This is a genomic window from Blautia sp. CGZ-1-C1 (genome assembly GCF_056504575.1).
Map to the genome: position 1 here is coordinate 1 of NZ_JBWLUT010000102.1, position 15,266 is coordinate 15,266.

At 41.6% G+C, this 15,266-nt stretch carries 13 protein-coding genes and 1 other RNA gene; 2 read left to right on the plus strand and 12 right to left on the minus strand.

Annotated features, from left to right (window positions below; genetic code table 11):
- Nucleotides 1–412: 412 nt before the first annotated feature.
- The 3 genes from AC058W_RS09000 to AC058W_RS09010 form a co-directional block, all read right to left on the minus strand.
- Nucleotides 413–1,114 (minus strand): CvpA family protein, encoded by a 702-nt coding sequence (locus tag AC058W_RS09000; protein WP_118137098.1) that lies wholly within the window; start codon nt 1,112–1,114, stop codon nt 413–415.
- A gap of 10 nt (nt 1,115–1,124) precedes the next feature.
- Nucleotides 1,125–2,324 (minus strand): DUF5711 family protein, encoded by a 1,200-nt coding sequence (locus AC058W_RS09005; protein WP_243098443.1) that lies wholly within the window; start codon nt 2,322–2,324, stop codon nt 1,125–1,127.
- Between the two features lie 233 nt (nt 2,325–2,557).
- Nucleotides 2,558–3,925, minus strand: coding sequence for a LysM peptidoglycan-binding domain-containing protein (locus tag AC058W_RS09010; RefSeq protein WP_118410773.1), 1,368 nt, complete (start codon nt 3,923–3,925; stop codon nt 2,558–2,560).
- Between the two features lie 314 nt (nt 3,926–4,239).
- Between AC058W_RS09010 and yyaC the strand changes: the two genes are divergently transcribed.
- Complete coding sequence (gene yyaC / locus AC058W_RS09015) at nt 4,240–4,788, plus strand: spore protease YyaC (RefSeq protein ID WP_117845171.1); 549 nt, start codon at nt 4,240–4,242, stop codon at nt 4,786–4,788.
- Here the strand turns inward: yyaC and AC058W_RS09020 are convergent.
- The 9 genes from AC058W_RS09020 to AC058W_RS09060 form a co-directional block, all read right to left on the minus strand.
- Complete coding sequence (locus AC058W_RS09020) at nt 4,761–5,699, minus strand: transketolase family protein (protein ID WP_117676628.1); 939 nt, start codon at nt 5,697–5,699, stop codon at nt 4,761–4,763. The genes yyaC and AC058W_RS09020 overlap by 28 nt on opposite strands.
- Complete coding sequence (locus tag AC058W_RS09025) at nt 5,687–6,526, minus strand: transketolase (RefSeq protein WP_019160570.1); 840 nt, start codon at nt 6,524–6,526, stop codon at nt 5,687–5,689. The genes AC058W_RS09020 and AC058W_RS09025 overlap by 13 nt, the downstream gene beginning before the upstream one ends.
- Nucleotides 6,527–6,541: 15 nt before the next feature.
- The gene (gene fsa / locus AC058W_RS09030; RefSeq protein WP_117676629.1) at nt 6,542–7,195 is read right to left on the minus strand and encodes a fructose-6-phosphate aldolase; all 654 of its coding nucleotides are present in this window, start codon (nt 7,193–7,195) and stop codon (nt 6,542–6,544) included.
- Between the two features lie 260 nt (nt 7,196–7,455).
- On the minus strand, nt 7,456–8,565 hold the full coding sequence (locus AC058W_RS09035; RefSeq protein ID WP_117676630.1) for a LacI family DNA-binding transcriptional regulator: 1,110 nt from the start codon (nt 8,563–8,565) through the stop codon (nt 7,456–7,458).
- A 52-nt stretch (nt 8,566–8,617) separates the two neighbouring features.
- On the minus strand, nt 8,618–9,217 hold the full coding sequence (gene recR / locus AC058W_RS09040; protein WP_118137104.1) for a recombination mediator RecR: 600 nt from the start codon (nt 9,215–9,217) through the stop codon (nt 8,618–8,620).
- Entirely contained in the window at nt 9,217–9,573 is a 357-nt protein-coding gene (locus AC058W_RS09045; protein WP_117676632.1) for a YbaB/EbfC family nucleoid-associated protein, read from the minus strand. Before AC058W_RS09045 ends, recR begins: the two co-directional genes overlap by 1 nt.
- Before the next feature lie 88 nt (nt 9,574–9,661).
- Nucleotides 9,662–11,260: a DNA polymerase III subunit gamma/tau gene (dnaX, locus tag AC058W_RS09050; RefSeq protein WP_479389990.1), complete on the minus strand. Its 1,599-nt coding sequence runs from the start codon at nt 11,258–11,260 to the stop codon at nt 9,662–9,664.
- Nucleotides 11,261–11,409: 149 nt separating this feature from the next.
- On the minus strand, nt 11,410–12,492 hold the full coding sequence (locus tag AC058W_RS09055) for a 6-phosphofructokinase (protein WP_117676634.1): 1,083 nt from the start codon (nt 12,490–12,492) through the stop codon (nt 11,410–11,412).
- 446 nt (nt 12,493–12,938) lie between these two features.
- Entirely contained in the window at nt 12,939–14,525 is a 1,587-nt protein-coding gene (locus AC058W_RS09060; RefSeq protein WP_117676635.1) for an AAA family ATPase, read from the minus strand.
- 396 nt (nt 14,526–14,921) lie between these two features.
- Here AC058W_RS09060 and ffs point away from each other — a divergent pair.
- An RNA gene (gene ffs / locus AC058W_RS09065) (signal recognition particle sRNA large type) lies at nt 14,922–15,181 on the plus strand.
- Nucleotides 15,182–15,266 lie beyond the last annotated feature (85 nt).

Here is a 15,266-nt window from a genome sequence, read left to right on the forward strand (position 1 = left end):
TATTTTATTTTTTTCAAGTTCTTTTCAGTTGTCTGTTTCAGCAACTCTGATATAATATCATGTCTTCAGTTTCCTGTCAACACCTTTTTTATATTTTTTTCAACTTTATTCAACCAATTCTTTGTTGTTTGTCGAAAAAAATCCGCCTCATTCAGAAGCGGATTTATCATATCATTATTTTTTCTTCGCGTCAAGCACTATTTTACATTTTTTTACATATTTTTTTTACATGCTCTTTATTTTATTAGGCTCATAACTGCTTCGTAGTTTATCAGGAGGGGCTTGTCCCCTCCTGATACAATCAAGTCCCCACCCACTGCTTATTGGTCTTCGCAATTGAAACAGGGTGCTTACTTGATTCGGTTAAAAATCGCCTTTATTAATAGAAATTTCCCTCACACATTACCCCGGCTCATTGATAAAAGACACTCATGAATATCTGAATCAGAATATCTTTGTCATATATATAGTTCAGAATATAATCTTTCTTAACTATCTGCAGTCCCATTTCTCCTATTTCCGTATTGCATATAATAGTCAGAGCCAGCAGAACAACCCATACTACGATCAGAAATTTTGCCGCGCCAAGAAATGCTCCTGCGATCTTGTTCATTCCATGAATCACCGGAAGCCTTGATACGAGATTAAGCATCCATGTAATACTTTGTATCAGAATCGTCGACAATGCCAGTGAAATAAGAAACGAAATTCCATTCACTGCCATTCTTGCCAGATATTGTGCTACATAATCCGAAAATGTGCTTACAGCCAGATATCGGTAGATATCCGAATTATTATTCTGGAGCAGACCGCTGCTTATCAGATCCGGAAGATTCATTTCATTTATAAAAGTAGTCTGTTCTTCTCCGTTACTCATCTGCGAACTATATTTTTCTTCTACAAATTCCTGACAGCTATCCTGTATCTTCTCATAAATTGATGTGTTCTCGCGAATAAACTGGTTTACATATGGGTTTACAAACCATACGATAGACATCGACAGAAAAACACATGCAATCGAAACAATTTCTTTTATCAGACCTCGTCTATAACCTCTGACACAGGCGAATGCCAGAAGGAGTACTGTAATGACTCCGGCCCATGTTAAAGTCATTTCGCTCATCCTAACTCAATTTTATCACATCTACCCCACTATCCAGTACCAGCAGATATCTGTTCATCCCTATTTTGAAAAAGTCTTTGATCGTTCCGTCTACACTTCCCAGATATTTCTGAACGCCTCTGCTATTCATAACGCACATCTGTGAACTGTTATACATTAAAATATTTCCACCGCTTAATTTGATCGTTGTATATGGAATATTAAAATCTTCTTTAAATTTCAGCTTGCCATCTGCAGTATTGTATACTTCCATGATATACTGCTTATCTTTGCTGTCATTTTTAAAGACAAGGCCAACCATATCATCATCATAAAATGTACTGACGATTTCCTTATCCGTCTCTATTGTTTTTACTTCTTTCGGAATCTGGCTTCCCTGATAAATCGTGAAACCATTGTCTTTAAGTGCTATCGAACGATTATTGGAAAGGTACTGAATCTGCGGCACTACCACACCTTCGTATTTGTATCCACTGACGATTCTGTCATCTTCGTTCTGTCCTACATCTCCGAAATTATAAAATGCAACATAGCTGGTCGTATCGCTGCCGTCTACAAACTGATAAGTTACCATCATAACCACGCCATCTTCTGACACAGCAATATCCAGAGGATATCCGGGATCATCTATCTTCGTCTGGTTTTCAGCAATCAGACTTCCATCTGTACTGTAAAAATCAATCCAGGTATCGTCTCCGCCATCCAGAATCGCAGCTACAAGACCGCTCTTTGACACTCTTGCCTTAATGATACTGTAAGAAGTTGTCACACTGCCAGTCTTTCCTGATTTATCATAGATTTCCAATGTTGTTCCATCTTTATCCGCGATTACCGCACGCGTTCCGTTAACATCAGCCACCGGATTCTGCATCTGATAAGTTTCACTCCAGAGTGTACTCATCTTATCAGAAACAAGTGAGACTCCATCCGGGCTATATCGAAGGATATCTCCATCCATTTCAATATAGCTTGTAGAAACAACATCTTCCTGTTCACTGGACTGTACTACCTTATAATTATGATAACTTCTTTTTTCTATATAAAAACCAACAGCTGTTACAGCAGCAGCTATCGCCACTACTGTAATGACTGTCTTTTTGACTATGTTTCTTTTATGGCGGGATAATCTGAGCTCATAATTATCAGCATACTCCTCCTCTGATACCCCTTGGGCTTTAGCCATTTTCTGTTTTTCTGCCATAAGTTTTTTCTTCTTATGCTTTTTTACAATTTTTTTTAATGTATTTGCCATCTTAGCCTTACCTGATTTCTCACTTTCATATTTTAGTGTCACTGTTCACCGCGTAATTGATATAGCTATTTATAAAGCAATGTGCCGGTGTGCCAGCAGGATCATTTCAGGAATCAACTTGTCGGTACACTGGCAAACAGCAATATTCTGATAACTTTTTGTCCTCTATTATACACAATTTTCTAAGGTAATACAATTACTTGTCCCGGATAAATGGTTTCATCTGCTGACATACCATTTAACTGACACAGCTGGCTAAGGGCTTCAATATTTCCATATCTGTTCATACATATCTGATAGAGCGTGTCCCCTGGCTGGATCACGTAAGACTCATGAATCTGTCCCGCCGCCTCACGGTTTTCCTTCTGTGCAGCTTCCCTGACTCTTTTTTGTGCTTTACGCTCATCTGATTCCTGTTGGTAAATCTGTTCTGTTTTATCTGACTTTTCTGTTTTTGACACTGGAACCTGTTCTGTTTTGTCCGATTTTACTTTTGTCTCTTCCTGTACTGTCGAAGTCTGTTTCTCTGCACCGGATAATTTGCGGATATCTGTTCTGCTTTTTTCTTGAGGGTCATTCCATGCTGTATCACCTGATACATCAGATGCATTATTTGGTGTACCTGAATCCTTTTTTTCATTCTCTGATGTATCAGTATTGTTTTGTGTACTCATATCTGTTTCACTCTGGATAGCCGGCGACGGTGTTATTTCTTCAACAATCACAGAAGAAACCGTTGCGCTTTCTTCCCCTGTCCGGTCCGCGCTCTGATAGTTTCTGTAAAAATTCATACCTACTGTCAGCACCGCTATTGCCAGGCATGCCGTCAATCCATATGAAAAAACAGAAGGAGCTGCTAACTCCTTCTTCTTTTCTTTCTTATCTGTAATTATTTTGCGGAAATCTTTTACTGCCTGGTCTTCATAATGTTCCGGTACATCCGGCTGGAGTTCTTTATTTTTATCAACCATGTACGTCTGCATGCCTGGATTTTTTTCATAATAGAGATAATATCCTCCCAAATGTGCCATCCCATTATTCTCATAACGGAAGAATGCATCTTCTCTCTCCTGAGGCTCCATCAGCATCAGAACCTTTTCCCCGCCAAAATATTTCATATGTACTTTTGTCATCAATTCTGTCGCTTCCAGTGTAATCTGGGGCTGTGAGAAAAACCACCCTACAATTTCCTGATCGTCAAAATATTGTTTCTGGTCATCCTGTATTTGTTTCCATTGTTCCTTTGAGAAATCTATATGATCTGGCGCTGCATCCATGTTTTCTGCCATAACCGCTCCCTTTATAAACAGGTAAGCGATCTGGGAACGCCATTTTATCTCTCCTGTAAGAATCGCCACTCTGGCCCGCTGTTCTCCTGATGCATTTTCCGCCCTGGCAAGTCTTACCAGAAATGTGTACACATAATCCTCCATATAAATTCTGTAATCATCACCAACAAGGCCAATCTGACGTATATTTCTGGGTAATCCAAATGGTTCTTCACCATTTTGTGTTTCCTGAGATTCGTCCTTATAGATTACTTCTATCATATCTCATCACCCCTTCGGCTATCAGAATAACACAGGTAAATCGCGGATTTTAGCACATTATAAGGCAGATTTATGAGAATTTGGCGACAGATTTTGCACTGTGCATAAATTTCTCCGAAGAAGGATATGATGAAACATAGATAGCGTTGCAAAATCCAAAAATATATCGCAGTACATCATAGTTATTTCGAAAACAATGTACCAGATACACCGCAGATACCATTCTGCTAAATAATTGTGATGATTTCATAATATGATGACAGATCCAAAGCTTTTTGATTCCAGCATCTTATTACAAAGTAAACGGAGGGTATATGGTATTTTATGTAAACTCGCAAGAAAGCAACTCCCCGGAGGAAATTGCTTTTCTTTTAAACAAATGTATTCTACACCATCCAGCCAGATGGTCTGAGCTGATTTTTCTCTGTATTGGAAGTGACCGTGTAACCGGCGACTGCCTTGGTCCGTATGTTGGTTATCAGCTTTTTGAACATCTGGATGCTCATGGTATTTATATATACGGTACACTTAAAGAGCCTGTGCATGCTTTGAATCTGGAAAAAATTTCCCGCCAGATAAAACTTCTTCACCCTGACGGGCTGGTAATCGCCGTAGACGCATCTCTTGGACAAAAAAAGCACCTGGGATATGTGACCATAGCAAATGGCGCACTATACCCAGGTGCCGGAGTTCAAAAGGAACTTCCACCTGTTGGTGATATCCATATCACAGGCATCGTAAACATTGCCGGTATGCTGGAACAGTTAACGCTCCAGACTACCCGTCTGTCTACAGTAATCTCACTGGCAGATACCATCACACAGGGAATCTTAAATTATACGAATTCTTTGATCTGTTTGTAGATGCCTTCTGCATCAAGACCATATTTCTCAAGCAGAGCAACTGCAGGGCCTGATTCTCCGAATACATCATTTACACCGATACGTTTTACAGGTACAGGTGCTTTCTCAGACAGGCATTCGCATACAGCTCCGCCAAGTCCGCCGATTACAGAGTGCTCTTCTACTGTTACAACTTTGCCAGTTTCTTTGGCAGCTGCAACTACAAGTTCCTCGTCCAGAGGTTTGATTGTATGGATGTTGATTACTTTTGCATCTACGCCGTCTGCAGCAAGCTTCTCTGCTGCTTCAAGAGCAGGAGCTACGCAAAGACCGTTTGCGATAATTGTAAGGTCTTTTCCTTCACGAAGGACAATACCTTTTCCTAATTCAAATTTATAGTCTGGTCTGTCATTGATAACCGGAACTGCAAGACGTCCGAATCTCATGTATACAGGGCCAACATGCTCGTAAGCTGCTTCTACCATAGCTTTTGCTTCAATATCATCAGAAGGGCATGCAACAACCATTCCCGGGATTGCTCTCATAAGTGCAAAGTCTTCGCAGCACTGATGAGTAGCGCCATCTTCACCAACAGAGATTCCACCGTGAGTAGCACCGATCTTAACATTGATCTTCGGATATGCGATAGAGTTACGAACCTGCTCAAATGCACGTCCAGCTGCAAACATTGCAAATGTGCTGGCAAAAGGAACTTTTCCAGTTGTAGCCAGACCTGCAGCGATACCCATCATATTACACTCAGCGATGCCGCAGTCAATATGACGCTCCGGAAATTCTTTCTTAAATACACCTGTCTGAGTAGCTGCAGCAAGGTCAGCGTCCAGAACGACCAGGTTTTCATGTTTCTTACCTAATTCAACCAGTGCAGCACCATAGCTTGCTCTTGTTGCGATCTTCTTTACTTCTGACATAATGCTTCACCTACCTTTTCTAAGTCTGCCATCGCCTGTGCATACTGCTCGTCATTCGGAGCTTTTCCATGCCATCCGGCCTGGTTTTCCATGAAGGAAACGCCTTTTCCTTTTACAGTTTTCATAATGATAGCTGTAGGCATTCCTTTGGTAGCCTTTGCTTCATCAAAAGCAGCTTTTAACTGATCCATATCATTTCCGTCAGCAACGTTGATTACATGGAAGTTAAATGCTTCAAATTTCTTATCAATCGGATACGGAGAACATACATCGTCAATCTTACCGTCGATCTGAAGTCCGTTATTATCTACGATTACTACAAGGTTGTCCAGTTTTCTGTGGCCTGCGAACATAGCAGCTTCCCATACCTGGCCTTCCTGAATCTCGCCATCACCTAATAATGTATATACACGATAGCTCTCGTTGCTTAATTTAGCGGAAAGAGCCATACCTACTGCTGCAGAGATTCCCTGTCCAAGAGAACCGCTGGACATATCAACACCCGGGATGTGCTTCATATCCGGATGTCCCTGTAAATAAGATCCAAGATGACGAAGAGTCTTTAAATCTTCTTTCGGGAAAAATCCTCTTTCTGCAAGTGCAGAATAATATCCTGGTGCTGTGTGACCTTTGGAAAGTACGAAACGGTCACGATCCGCTTTCTTAGGATCCTTAGGATCAATATTCATTTCTTCAAAATATAAGTATGTGAATACATCTGCTGCAGACAGAGATCCGCCCGGATGTCCTGCTTTTGCAGCGTGTACTGCTGTAACGATGTCTTTGCGGACTTCGTTTGCAATTTTCTGAAGTTCTAATTTTTCCATTATGGTAAATTCTCCTTATTCGCCGAATACTGCTTTATAATCGTTCTGGAATTTCACGATACCTGCATCTGTCAGAGGATGTTTTGTCATCTGTACGATTACACTGTACGGAACTGTTGCGATATCAGCACCAGCAAGTGCGCAGTCTGTTACATGGATCGGATTTCTTACGCTTGCAGCGATGATCTCTGTTTCGATTCCAGCTACTTCGAAGATCTCAGCGATCTCACGGATCAGATCTACACCTCTTGTGGAAATATCATCAAGTCTTCCAAGGAATGGAGATACATAAGTAGCACCAGCTCTTGCAGCCAAAAGTGCCTGGTTAGCTGTGAAGATCAGAGTAACGTTTGTTTTGATTCCTTCTGCTGAAAGAACTTTAACTGCTTTCAGACCTTCTACTGTCATAGGGATCTTAACAACCATGTTTGGATGGATTGCTGCGATCTCACGGCCTTCTTTGATCATGCCTTCAGCGTCTGTTGTTGTAGCTTTAACTTCACCACTGATCGGTCCGTCTACGATAGATGTGATCTCTTTGATTACTTCGTTGAAATCTCTTCCTTCTTTTGCGATAAGAGATGGGTTTGTAGTAACACCACAGATTACACCCATATCGTTAGCTGCTTTAATATCTTCTACTTTTGCTGTGTCAATAAAAAATTTCATGATTATAAACCCTCCTGTTTTTGCTCATTCCAAGCGTTCGTTCGTTTGATGATTTCATTATAGCAAACTTCTGAGGAAGGTCAAGCGCATGAATAATTATTAATAATTTTCTTATTAATAATTATATTTTTTATTAATACTGATTTCCTTGATAAATTATAGTCAATCCGTCTTTGAATCGTATTTCTACGGTATATCTTATCTGCAGTTTGGTTTTGAAGTTCCAAATTATTATTAATAATTTTCTACGGCGTATTTAATTAATTTTTCCCGGAAGGGTTTTTCCGGATTTTCGCATATCCGGTTGTGCGTCTGGATATGAGCTTGGGCGTGTATTCAATATTATAAAGACTGATCGGCGCTGAATCTGTCAGCGCCCGCTCCCTTGTATCAATCTTGCGGATAATAATGTCACACGCATCCTGGCCTTTAAGTGCTACAAAATGATCGATGGTCGTGAGAGAAATTCTCCGGATGCTGGAATAAAAAATATTGTCACATCCGATTACCGAGACATCCCTCGGCACATGAATCTTTGCCTCATGAAGTGCATCCAGCGCCCCAATTGCCATCATGTCATTCTGACCGGCAATCGCAGTGAATTCCCTTCCCTCTTCCAAAAGTTCCATGGTAAGCTGGTAGCCCATGGAATATTCTGTATCCATTCGTGGAATTCTTGAGTCAATAGACTCATCTGCTGCCTTTATGATCACATGCTCCTTCAGGCCTTCTTTCTCAAATTCCTTTACAAAACCATTTACACGTTTACTTCTCTGCCATTGTCTTCTGGTCAGAGGCGGCGTGATAAATGCCACATCTCTGTGTCCCAGATCAAGCAGATGCCTGGCCATCATTTTTCCCACTACTGTATTATCCTGATTGATGGCATCTACCGTAGTAGTTTTCTCTTTGTTACTGATGATAACAAGAGGAATCGTCTGCGCCAGCTGTTCCACCTGCTGCTGAAAGTCCGGATTTGGATTGCAGCTGTAGATGATTCCCTGAGGCTGAATGGTATGCATCATGCGAAGGTATTTCTCCTCCAGGCGGGCATCTCTCTGTGTATTGCAGATAAAGACGCCATATCCCTGCTTGTTCGCTACTGCCTCTACTCCCTGAAGGAGCAGCACATAGTATGGACTTGTCAGAGTTGGGCAAAAGACAACGATCAGTTTTTCCTTCTTGCTGTCTTTTTTGTTTTTGCGGCTGGGAAGCTGATAACCCAATTCCCGGGCTGCCTGTTCTACCTTCTCTACTGTCTCTCTGGAAAAAGAAACATTGTATTTCTTATTCAGGACCATCGATACCGTTGCCTGGGATACGCCAGCTTTCTCTGCCACTTCAGAAGAAGTTGCTTTCTTTTTTGACAAAGTTGCTCCTCCTTTTACCAGATTTCAAAAGTTACTTCATCTGCAATAACTTTTAAAGTTCTACGCGTCCCTCGAGAGCACGCAGTAAAGTTACTTCATCAATGTACTCCAGATCACCACCTACAGGAACGCCGCTTGCGATTCTGCTTACTTTGATACCGGTAGGTTTGATCAGTTTGCTGATATACATTGCTGTTGTCTCGCCCTCCAGACTGGAGTTTGTGGCAACGATCACTTCTTTTACATCATCTTTCGTCAGACGCTGCATGAGTTCTTTCAGCTTGATATCATCCGGCCCGATTCCAAGCATAGGTGAGATTGCACCATGAAGTACATGATAAACACCGTCGAATTTGCCGGTTTTCTCATATGCGGCAAGATCTCTGGTATTCTCTACGACCATGATTATGGAATGATCTCGTTTATCATTACTGCAGATCGGGCAGATTTCTCTGTCTGTAAGCGTGTAGCAGCATTTGCAATACTGCACATTCTCTCTGGCATTGATGATCGATGAAGTAAGCTGGTCTACCTGGTCTTTCGGCATGTTCATGATGTGAAATGCCAGCCTCTGTGCTGATTTTGCCCCGATTCCCGGAAGATGGGAAAGCTGCTCGATCAGCTTATTGATATGACTGCTGTAGTATTCCATCAGAATGGAAGGCCCCCGCCAAGGCCGCCAAGGCCGCCTGTCAGTTTTGACATAACGGCTGTGGATTCTTCTTCAACTTTGCGAAGTGCCTCGTTTGTTGCTGCAATGATCAGGTCTTCCAGCATTTCGATATCATCAGGATCTACAACCTCTTCCTGAAGTTTTACTTTTGTAACTTCTCTTTTACCGGAGATGGTTACTTCTACAGCTCCGCCACCTGCTGTAGCTGTGAATTCTTTCTCTTCCAGTGCTTTCTGATTCTCTTCCATCTGGCGCTGCATTTTCTGCGCCTGTTTCATAAGATTATTCATATTTCCCGGCATACCCATTCCCGGGAATCCTCCACGTTTTGCCATTGTGGTATCCTCCTTTATTCTACATATTTTTGATATTACGAATTGTTCCGCAGCTATGCTGCTCCCACAATTCTTCAAATATCATTAATTATTCCAGCGGTTCATCAGGGTCTTCTTCTATAACAACATCCATATGGATGTTATCTTTTATTACCTGATCCACTGTGATGTTCGCCAGATTCGTATGCTGATGCTGATTTGCTACCAGCATCTGGATTTCTACTGTCTTTCCTGTCTGGGCAATGATGATATCCTGAAGTTCTTTCTTTGCTTCCGGATTATCTACATAAGACTGTCCGAGGAAATCCTGAAACTCCACATAAAGAATCGGCTCTCCTGTTTCTCCATTATATTTTGGAACAGATTTCTGCAGCATCTGTTTAAACATCCCTGTTGTCTGACCTGTGATCACTCTCCAGCCCGCCACGATCTTCTGCAGATCCTCCGGTGCCGCTTTTGCCGGAGCTTTCTTAGCTGCTGTAGCAGTTACAGCGGTATCCGCTCCTGTCGCAGATGTTCCCTGCTGCACCGGGCGCTCATCTATCCGCTGTTCCAGCACACGAAGTCTGTCCAGAACAGAATCCAGATTTGTTTCCATCGCAGGACGGCACAATTTGATCAGTGCGATTTCCACAAGAACTCTCTTCTGCGTTGCGTATCGTATCTGATTAGAAAGATCTGAAAAGATTCGGATGTAACGCATCAGCGTCTCCGCTTCCAGCATCGTGCTCTCTTCTTTCAGAAGCTTCATATTCTCAGATGAAACGTCAATCGCTTCCTCCGGATTCTCAGAAGTCTTTACCAGAAGAAGATTTCTCATATACCATGTAAAATCTCCTACAAACTGGCTCAGTTCCCTGCCGCCTACGATCAGTTCCTCCAAGATATGGATAGAACCTGTCACATCCCCCTGAATTACTTTACGCAAAAGTTTACTGAACACTTCAGTATCAACAGCACCCAGAACTTCCAGAACTTTATCATAGGTAAGTTCCTGTCCAAGGTAAAAAGCGATACACTGGTCAAGAAGGCTCAACGCATCTCGCATAGAGCCATCCCCTGCTTTCGCCACATAGCGGACTGCTTTTTCCTCAGCAGTTACACCTTCGACCTTAAGAAGTTCATCCAGTCTGGCTGCGATCGTATCTATGGTAATTCTGTGGAAATCATACCTCTGGCATCTGGATAAAATCGTGATAGGAATCTTGTGCGCCTCTGTTGTTGCAAGGATAAACATAACGTAAGACGGCGGTTCTTCCAGTGTTTTCAGCAGGGCATTGAATGCACCTGTGGAAAGCATATGAACCTCGTCTATGATGTATACTTTATATTTACCCTCTGTCGGGCGGTAAGAAACCTCTTCTCTGATCTCTCGGATATTGTCTACACCATTGTTTGATGCAGCATCAATCTCGATCACATTCATTGCAGTCCCTGCCTGAATTGCTTTACACATGGCACATTCATTGCATGGGCTGCCATTTACGGGATGTTCACAGTTGACTGCTTTCGCCAGAATTTTGGCTACTGTTGTTTTACCGGTTCCTCTCGTTCCGCAAAACAGATATGCATGGCCAATCCGGTTGTGTTTGATCTGATTTGTCAGGGTGGTCACGATGTGATCCTGGCCTTTGACATCTGCGAAATTATCCGGTCTGAATTTTCTGTAAAGAGCAGTGTAACTCATGAACAAACTCCTATCATATAACTATCTCATATCTTATTATCACAGCCGCCGCGGAAAAATTCCCGCGGCGGTCTTTTTTACACTTTAATATCTTATATGAAAAGGTATCTTTCAGTCAAGTACTGTTTCAATACCGGACATATATTTCATCAGTCGCCAAAGCTGATACCGATCTGTTTGGCAGCAAGTACCAGCTGGTCTTTTGGTGATACCATTTTAAGTTTGCCTGCGCATTCTTCAAGCGGTACACGTTTAATCTTTCCGTTTACCACACCGATCATTACGCCATACTCGCCGTCAATGATTGCCTGTGCTGCGCCTGCACCAATTCTTGTAGAAAGAACACGGTCATATGGACAAGGTTCTCCACCTCTCTGTGTATGTCCGGGAACTGTGACACGTACTTCATTTCCAAGTTCTTTGTAGATCTGATCTGCGATCTCATAGGAAACAGACGGATATTTCTTTGCTCTTGCTTCCAGTTTTTCTTTGTATTTCTTCTTAGGGAGCTGCGCATCTTCTTTGGAGATAGCGCCTTCTGCAACTGCAAGGATTGTGAAACGTTTACCTGCTTTTGCACGTTTCTGGATTGCTTCTGTAACTTTCTTGATATCGTATGGAATCTCCGGAATAAGGATAATGTCTGCACCGCCGGCAACACCTGCATGAAGTGTCAGGCTTCCTACTTTATGACCCATAACTTCTACGATAAATACACGTCCATGTGAGGATGCAGTTGTATGGATGCAGTCAATCGCATTTGTCGCAATGTTTACAGCACTCTGGAATCCAAATGTCATGTCTGTACCATAAATATCATTATCAATGGTCTTCGGAAGATGGATGATGTTCAGACCTTCTTCTCTCAGAAGGTTGGCTGTTTTCTGTGTACCATTTCCACCAAGGATAACCAGGCAGTCAAGGCAGAGTTTGTAATAGGTCTGCTTCATTGCCTCAACCTTGTCCAGGCCGTTCTCATCCGGAACACGCATCAGTTTAAACGGCTGTCTGGAAGTTCCAAGAATTGTTCCGCCCTGGGTAAGGATTCCGGAGAAATCTTTGGATGTGAGCATACGGTATTTCCCATAGATAAGCCCTTTGTATCCATCGTCAAATCCATAAACCTCTAATTCGTCTACATTATTTGTCAGTCCTTTTACTACTCCTCGCATGGTAGCGTTAAGTGCCTGACAGTCACCGCCGCTGGTAAGCATACCTATTCTTTTGATCATGATCGTATCCTCCATTTCTGTGTTTTAAGAATTGTAACTGTTCAGCTCTCTCACAGTTGGCAGGCTGCTGAACAGTTACTAAGAATTATCAATATCCACTACAAGACACGCCGTATATTCAAGTGTTACCATCCGTAATATTTGTTATAACACCCTAACATATCCATTTCCAGAATAATGATAGTTTATCTTTGTTTATTATATAATATTTACTCTTTTCACACAATAGCGTTGGAAAACTTTTGTGAGTAACCGTTACTGTTCACACACCACTATCCCGCGAGGTATTTTTTGTGAACGAAGGTCACAGAAAAACCGAGACATACAACGCGAATTTATATGATTAGCGTAAATTAAGTTTGTAAAGCGTATTACTGAACGCATAGCAAACATCAAGAAAGCCCTTAGCGCTTTAAAACTCCAAGGACTTTCGTTTTTTAGATATCTTATTTATTATATTTTTCAATCACACAGGTATGTTTTTTTGTTTTTTTATCATAGTTAATCCCCGCCAGCAGCAAATCCCCATGATAATCCTTTAAGGCATCCACATATCCCTTATTCTTGATTTGCGATATTGCGCCTTCTGCCTTCTTATCCCATTTAAGTTCAATTACCGCAGCCGGTTTATCTGCGTATAACCTTCTTGGAATAAAGCAGAGATCTGCAAAACCTTTTCCTGTCGGTAATTCCCGGATAATTGTATAATATTCTCTTGCAAAATAAAACGCCAGACTAATCGTACAACTTAACGCATTTTCATCATTATACTGAAGAATGGAAATTTCCTGATGCGCCTGGTCAATGCCATTTGCTACTGCTTCAGCATTTAGCTGCCAGAGTGCCTCCAGTAAATTTCTGGAAGCTTCAATAGATTGAATCACTTCTTTCCAGTCCATCGTGCTAATTGCATTTACATACTCCTGCGAAACTTCTTTATTAGGAATTGATACGGTTTTATCCGGCCAGTGATAACTTAAATAGCCCAGGTGAACAAGTAAAGTCAAAACATCATCCATTCCCTGAAATGTAGTCATATCATTAGAGAATGTTCCTGTGTTGATCTGTACTTTATCTCCGGCTAGCATTCGTATCACAGAATCTTTCAAGCCGTCAAAATTTAATCGGATATATGCCTTTAACGCTTCATAAGTTTCTGTCTGATTCCAGTAGTTGTCAAAAACACCGCTTAGCATGGCATCTACAACTGATTTTGGACTGTACATAGAATAGGTTTTTCTATTTTCACCTTCCATTGTCACAAGCTCATATCCATCATACCACGCCTGTGCTTCCTGGAAATTTCTTTTGTATTCTAAACAAAGTTCTTTTACCTCATTTTCTGTAAAGCCAAAAAACTCTGCCATTTCCCTGGGATTTAACATTGAATATTCTGTAAACATATTCAATGCAGAATGAGAACCATATTTCTTCACCGGAAGAATACCTGTCATGTATGCCAATGCAACATATTCCTGATCTTTCAGCCATGCCCGTAAAAAATCCAGATATTTCTTCTGTGCATTCGTGTCTTGTTTAAATTCCCTGAAGACGCAGTCCCACTCATCAATCAGAATTACAAATGGGTGTTTTGTACTGGAAAACACATCTTTCATTGCAAAAATCAGATAATCACCATCAATATACTCCGGGTATTGTTTCTTTAATTCACGAAGCAGACGTTTCTGCAGCATAGACAGCATTTCATCCATATCATGAGTTATACTCAGAAACTCCTGCATATTTATCCGAATTACATCATACTGGTTCAAATGCTTCCGGAAACTTTCCACTTCCCTGATTTTCAGATCAGCAAAAAGTTCTTCCGTATCCTCGCCCCTGCCATAATATGCCGCAAGCATATTGGCTGCCATCGACTTTCCAAATCGTCTTGGACGGCTCACACATACAAATCTCTGTTCCGTCCCTAATACATCATTTGTTTTAGAAATCAGACCGCTTTTATCTACATATATCTTAGAGCGCCGGCAGGTACTAAATAATCCACCCCCTGGATTCAAATAGCTTCCCATTTCATTTTCACCCCTTACATATTTTATTCGACAACTTGATAATTCACCTGTAAACACTGTCTTTCAACATATTCTTATTCTGCAGGCCAGTAAATCAGACTTTGTAAATATTGTAGCGGTATTTTTAAGATGTGTAAAGCCTGTAAATATTCATATAATTTTATCCATAGTTTCTATATTGTTATTGTTCACACGCCACTATCCCGCGAGGCGTTTTGGCATGAATATGCCAAAATCCCGAGACATACCGCGCGAATTTATGCGATTAGCATAAATTCTGTGCATCGCGAAGCGTGTTGCTGGGAACGGAGTGAACAGTAACACTCTATATTCAGAAAATCTCTCACACGAAGGATTTTCTATTGACAAACCCAGTCCCCGCCTATATAATCAAGAGTGCGCAGCCGGGGAGATAGCGGTGCCCTGTACCTGCAATCCGCTACAGCAGGGGTGATGCCAATCTGAGGCTTGTATCCTGTGGAGCTGCCCTCTATAAGTGGCGTTGACGTTTGGGTCTTACGCAACAGGAATCTGTGAACCGTGTCAGGACAGGAATGTAGCAGCACTAAGCAGAAGCTCTTGTGTGCCGTAAGGGTGCCTGGGCTGAGTTAACTGTAGAGGTAACGTCTGTGGGACCATTCCGAAGTGCGGCGCGCAAAAAAGAATATTCATGATGTGAGTCATCATATGAAATAAAAAGCATTCTGGATTTTATCTTTACGATAATCTCCTGAATGCTTT

Excerpts from the sequence above, each read along its gene's own strand:
- AC058W_RS09005 (WP_243098443.1), bottom strand. The coding sequence starts at position 2,324 with ATGGCAGAAAAACAGAAAATGGCTAAAGCCCAAGGGGTATCAGAGGAG.
- AC058W_RS09060 (WP_117676635.1), bottom strand. The coding sequence starts at position 14,525 with ATGGGAAGCTATTTGAATCCAGGGGGTGGATTATTTAGTACCTGCCGG.
- AC058W_RS09055 (WP_117676634.1), bottom strand. The coding sequence starts at position 12,492 with ATGATCAAAAGAATAGGTATGCTTACCAGCGGCGGTGACTGTCAGGCA.
- AC058W_RS09025 (WP_019160570.1), bottom strand. The coding sequence starts at position 6,526 with ATGGAAAAATTAGAACTTCAGAAAATTGCAAACGAAGTCCGCAAAGAC.
- AC058W_RS09010 (WP_118410773.1), bottom strand. The coding sequence starts at position 3,925 with ATGATAGAAGTAATCTATAAGGACGAATCTCAGGAAACACAAAATGGT.
- dnaX (WP_479389990.1), bottom strand. The coding sequence starts at position 11,260 with ATGAGTTACACTGCTCTTTACAGAAAATTCAGACCGGATAATTTCGCA.
- fsa (WP_117676629.1), bottom strand. The coding sequence starts at position 7,195 with ATGAAATTTTTTATTGACACAGCAAAAGTAGAAGATATTAAAGCAGCT.
- AC058W_RS09045 (WP_117676632.1), bottom strand. The coding sequence starts at position 9,573 with ATGGCAAAACGTGGAGGATTCCCGGGAATGGGTATGCCGGGAAATATG.
- yyaC (WP_117845171.1), top strand. The coding sequence starts at position 4,240 with ATGGTATTTTATGTAAACTCGCAAGAAAGCAACTCCCCGGAGGAAATT.
- recR (WP_118137104.1), bottom strand. The coding sequence starts at position 9,217 with ATGGAATACTACAGCAGTCATATCAATAAGCTGATCGAGCAGCTTTCC.
- AC058W_RS09020 (WP_117676628.1), bottom strand. The coding sequence starts at position 5,699 with ATGTCAGAAGTAAAGAAGATCGCAACAAGAGCAAGCTATGGTGCTGCA.
- AC058W_RS09000 (WP_118137098.1), bottom strand. The coding sequence starts at position 1,114 with ATGACTTTAACATGGGCCGGAGTCATTACAGTACTCCTTCTGGCATTC.